Annotated in this window: 5 protein-coding genes; 1 reads left to right on the forward strand and 4 read right to left on the reverse strand. The window is 62.0% G+C overall.

Annotated elements, in window-relative coordinates; genetic code table 11:
* Window positions 1-115 (reverse strand): DUF3817 domain-containing protein (locus J0I64_RS22595; RefSeq protein WP_366933683.1); only part of this gene is annotated, 115 nt, incomplete at its 3' end.
* A 121-nt stretch (window positions 116-236) separates the two neighbouring features.
* Here J0I64_RS22595 and J0I64_RS03510 point away from each other — a divergent pair.
* A complete protein-coding gene (locus tag J0I64_RS03510) occupies window positions 237-803 on the forward strand; it encodes a NifU family protein (RefSeq protein WP_291406233.1) in 567 nt (188 codons plus the stop codon).
* A gap of 118 nt (window positions 804-921) precedes the next feature.
* Here the strand turns inward: J0I64_RS03510 and J0I64_RS03515 are convergent, their stop codons facing one another.
* The 3 genes from J0I64_RS03515 to ybeY form a co-directional block, all read right to left on the reverse strand.
* Window positions 922-1,845, reverse strand: coding sequence for an acetamidase/formamidase family protein (locus tag J0I64_RS03515; protein WP_291406234.1), 924 nt, complete (start codon window positions 1,843-1,845; stop codon window positions 922-924).
* The gene (locus J0I64_RS03520) at window positions 1,845-2,876 is read right to left on the reverse strand and encodes a hemolysin family protein (protein ID WP_291406235.1); all 1,032 of its coding nucleotides are present in this window, start codon (window positions 2,874-2,876) and stop codon (window positions 1,845-1,847) included. The genes J0I64_RS03515 and J0I64_RS03520 overlap by 1 nt, the downstream gene beginning before the upstream one ends.
* 78 nt (window positions 2,877-2,954) lie before the next feature.
* Window positions 2,955-3,459, reverse strand: a 505-nt coding sequence (ybeY, locus tag J0I64_RS03525; RefSeq protein ID WP_366933682.1) for an rRNA maturation RNase YbeY, incomplete at its 5' end; no start/stop codon positions are given.

The following is a 3,459-nucleotide window of genomic DNA, read 5'->3' on the forward strand; positions in this document are numbered from 1 at the left end:
CGGGCGGGACGAGATCGGGAAAGCCGAACCAGTATTTTGCGGGCATGGCGACGAGGAAGAGCGCCAGGGTTGTAATGCCTTCGGCGACGCCGATATATCTGAACAGACGGATCATGATATGGTGCTAGCGCATGCCAGCCATGGTGCGCCACGCGACAAAGCAGCGCAAATTGGGCTTGCAGCGAACCCGTCTATAATTTAGAAGCGTTCTAAGTCTACTCCACGGAGAGAGTTTTATGTTCATCCAGACCGAAGCCACGCCGAACCCGGCCACGCTTAAATTCCTGCCCGGTCGTGATGTGCTGGTCGGCGAGCCGCGCGATTTCCGCAGTGTCGAAACCGCCGAAGCCTCTCCGCTGGCTGCGAGCCTCTTTGGTATTTCCGGCGTCACCGGCGTTTTCCTCGGTTCCGATTTCATCTCGGTGACCAAGGATGACACCAACTGGGCCCACATCAAGCCGGCCATTCTCGGCGTGATCATGGACCACTTCCTCTCCGGCAAGCCGGTCATCGCCGAAGGCGGTGAGGCTGATGTCGATTTCGCCGCCGGCGAAGAATTCTTCGAGGAAGAAGACAAGGAAATGGTCGAGGTCATCAAGGAACTGCTGGCGACGCGCGTGCGTCCGGCAGTGGCCATGGATGGCGGCGACATCATCTTCCGCGGTTTCAAGGAAGGCACCGTCTTCCTCCACATGCAGGGCGCCTGCTCGGGCTGCCCCTCCTCGACCGCCACCCTCAAGAGCGGTATCGAAAATCTCCTCCGCCACTTCGTGCCGGGCGTTGAGTCGGTCCAGCAGGTGTGACCGAGGCCGAAGGCAAAATCGCTCCAATGGAGCGATTTTAGCGGTCAAAGCCATGAGAGCTGGGCTCGAATGGCCCGCACTACCAGTTAAGCAGCAAGCCAGGGGCCTCGATGAGTTTTCATCGGGGCCTTTGACTTTTGGGCAGGTACTTTTTGGGGATGTGACAGACCATGGTGAAGACCGGGTCGAAGAGATTGCCGACTTCGTAGCGCACCGCCTGCCCCATCAGGTGGCTGGCCGCGACCGAAGAGAGGCCATATTCGTCCATCAGCCAATCGAACATTTCGGTTGTTGCGTGCTGCAGGGCCTGGTCGAGCGGCCGTGCATTGCCGACGGTGTAGATGGTTTCTGCCGTTTCGCCCCGCGGCCAGACCTGCTTGCGGTCTTTGAGGACGCTGAGGCGGATTTCGACTTCCATGGCGGTTTCGACGCCCGTGCCGACGATTTCGCCATCACCCTGGATGGCGTGACAATCGCCGAGGAAGAAGAGAGCGCCGGGGACCAGGACCGGGAACCAGATGCGGGCGCCGGGGCCGAAGCCCCGATAGTCCATATTGCCGCCGTTCTCGGCGCTGGTGGCGGTCGAGATGGACTGGCCGTGGGCGGGAGCGACGCCAAAACAGCCGAGCATGGGCTCGATGGGCAGGATGAAGTTTTCCAGCCCCTCCACCGGCTCCTTGAGCCGCACCGTGCCGGCCTCGGCATCGATGATCCAGTCGATCTTGGCGCGCGGCGGCAGGTCGCGGACGCGCTCTGGATCAACGACATTGGCCGCGAGCGCGCCACGGGTCCAGCCATGCTCGCGAATTGCGGTCATGCGCAAAATCTCGACCTGCAGCACGTCGCCGGGCTCGGCGCCCTCGACATGGATGGGCCCGTTCATGGGATTGCCGCCTTGGGCGCGGGCACTGCCGTGCTTGTCGAGCCCGGACGCATCGAGCGTCTCGGTGATGACGGTGTCGCCATCGGCCACGCGGAGGGCTGCGGGGAGCTCTGCCAGGACGCTATGCCACGTCCTGGCTTCGAAACGGTGGACCGCCACTATTCGGCTGCCAGTTTCTGGTCTTCGGGGCGCTGGTCGGTGATCGCCAGGATCGGCTCGCCCTCATCGCGCTTGCGGCGGATGCGCAGGCGCTTGATGCGGCGACCGTCGGCAGCGAGGATTTCGAACTCGAAACCGTCGAGCCCGGTCACCTTCTCGCCCCGGCGCGGCACGTGGCCGGCAAGGTCGAACACCAGGCCGCCGATGGTTTCCACGTCCTCGGCATGGGTGCCGGGGTCGAAATCGGGGCCAACCACGGCGCGGACCTCGTCGAGTTCGGCCCGGGCATTGGCGATATAGGTGTCTTCGCCGACCTGGCGCACCATGGCGCGGACCGCCTCGTCATGCTCGTCCTCGATCTTGCCGACAATGGCTTCGAGAAGGTCTTCGATGGTCACGAGACCATCGGTGCCACCATATTCGTCGACCACTATGGCCATGTGTACGCGGGAGGCGCGCATGGATTGCAGGAGATCGCCGGCCGGCATGAAGGTCGGCACGAACATGGCCGTGCGCATGATGCCGAGCTTGTTGATCTTCTGGCGCAACGCGGCCGAAATCAGTTTGACCGGGACGTCTTTTTCGGGGTCGTTCACCGGCTCGGTGATTTTCGCCAACGCGTCCTTGATGTGGATGAAGCCCACGATCTTGTCGAGTTCGTCTTCATAGACGGGCAGGCGCGAATGGCCGACCTGGCGGAATTTTGCGAGGAGCGTACCGAGATTGATATCGGCCTCGACGGCCTGGATATCGGAGCGTTCGACCATGATGTCGTCGATCGAGACGCCGGACAGCTTGAGCACGTTCTGCAGAATCGTGCGTTCGCTCTCGGTAAAGTCGGGCGTTTCGGCACTGGCGCTTTCGTCCAGCGCCACCTGCAGATCATTGCGCAGGCTTACCGGCCGCAACGTCAGAATAGACTTCAGCCGGCTGATCAGGCTCGGCCCCCGCGTCGTCGAGGCGGGGGCGGGACTAGAGGAAGGTTCGGGGTTATCGGGCGCCCGGTTGCCCTTGCGATCGGTGTCGTTCATCAATCTCAGGCCGCTCCTGGCGGCGCATCATCCTCATATTGGATACGTAAGTGGCCATCATGGCCGGGGTCTACTGGCCTAATCGGCATAGGGATCGGCAACACCGAGCCCTGCCAGTATCTGGGTTTCGAGGCCTTCCATTTCCAGAGCCTCGTCCTCATCGAGATGATCATATCCCAAAATGTGCAAAAAGCCATGCACAACCAGATGGGTGAAGTGATCGTCGACGGTGACGCCCTGCTCCTCGGCCTCGCGGATCAGGGTTTCACGGGCGAGCGTGATGTCGCCCAGAATGCCGATGACCGGATCGAAAGGCTCGATCTGCGGGAAGCTCAGGACATTGGTCGACGAATCCTTGCCCCGGTATTGGGCATTGAGTTCGCGCTGTTCGGCATCGTCGGTGAGCAGCACCGAAATCTCGGCGGCCCCTTTTACCTTGGGCTTGGCACCGGCCAGCGCCGCGAGAACGGCGCGCTCGGCCAGGGCATCAAAATGGTCGGGCCAGTCATCCGCATTGCGGATGACTGCGATTTCGAGTGGCGGGATCGGCGGCATAGGTGTCTGAATCAGCTCCGGGGCAACG

Origin of the sequence: Devosia sp. (assembly GCF_017307565.1) — a bacterium.
Classification (GTDB): domain Bacteria; phylum Pseudomonadota; class Alphaproteobacteria; order Rhizobiales; family Devosiaceae; genus Devosia.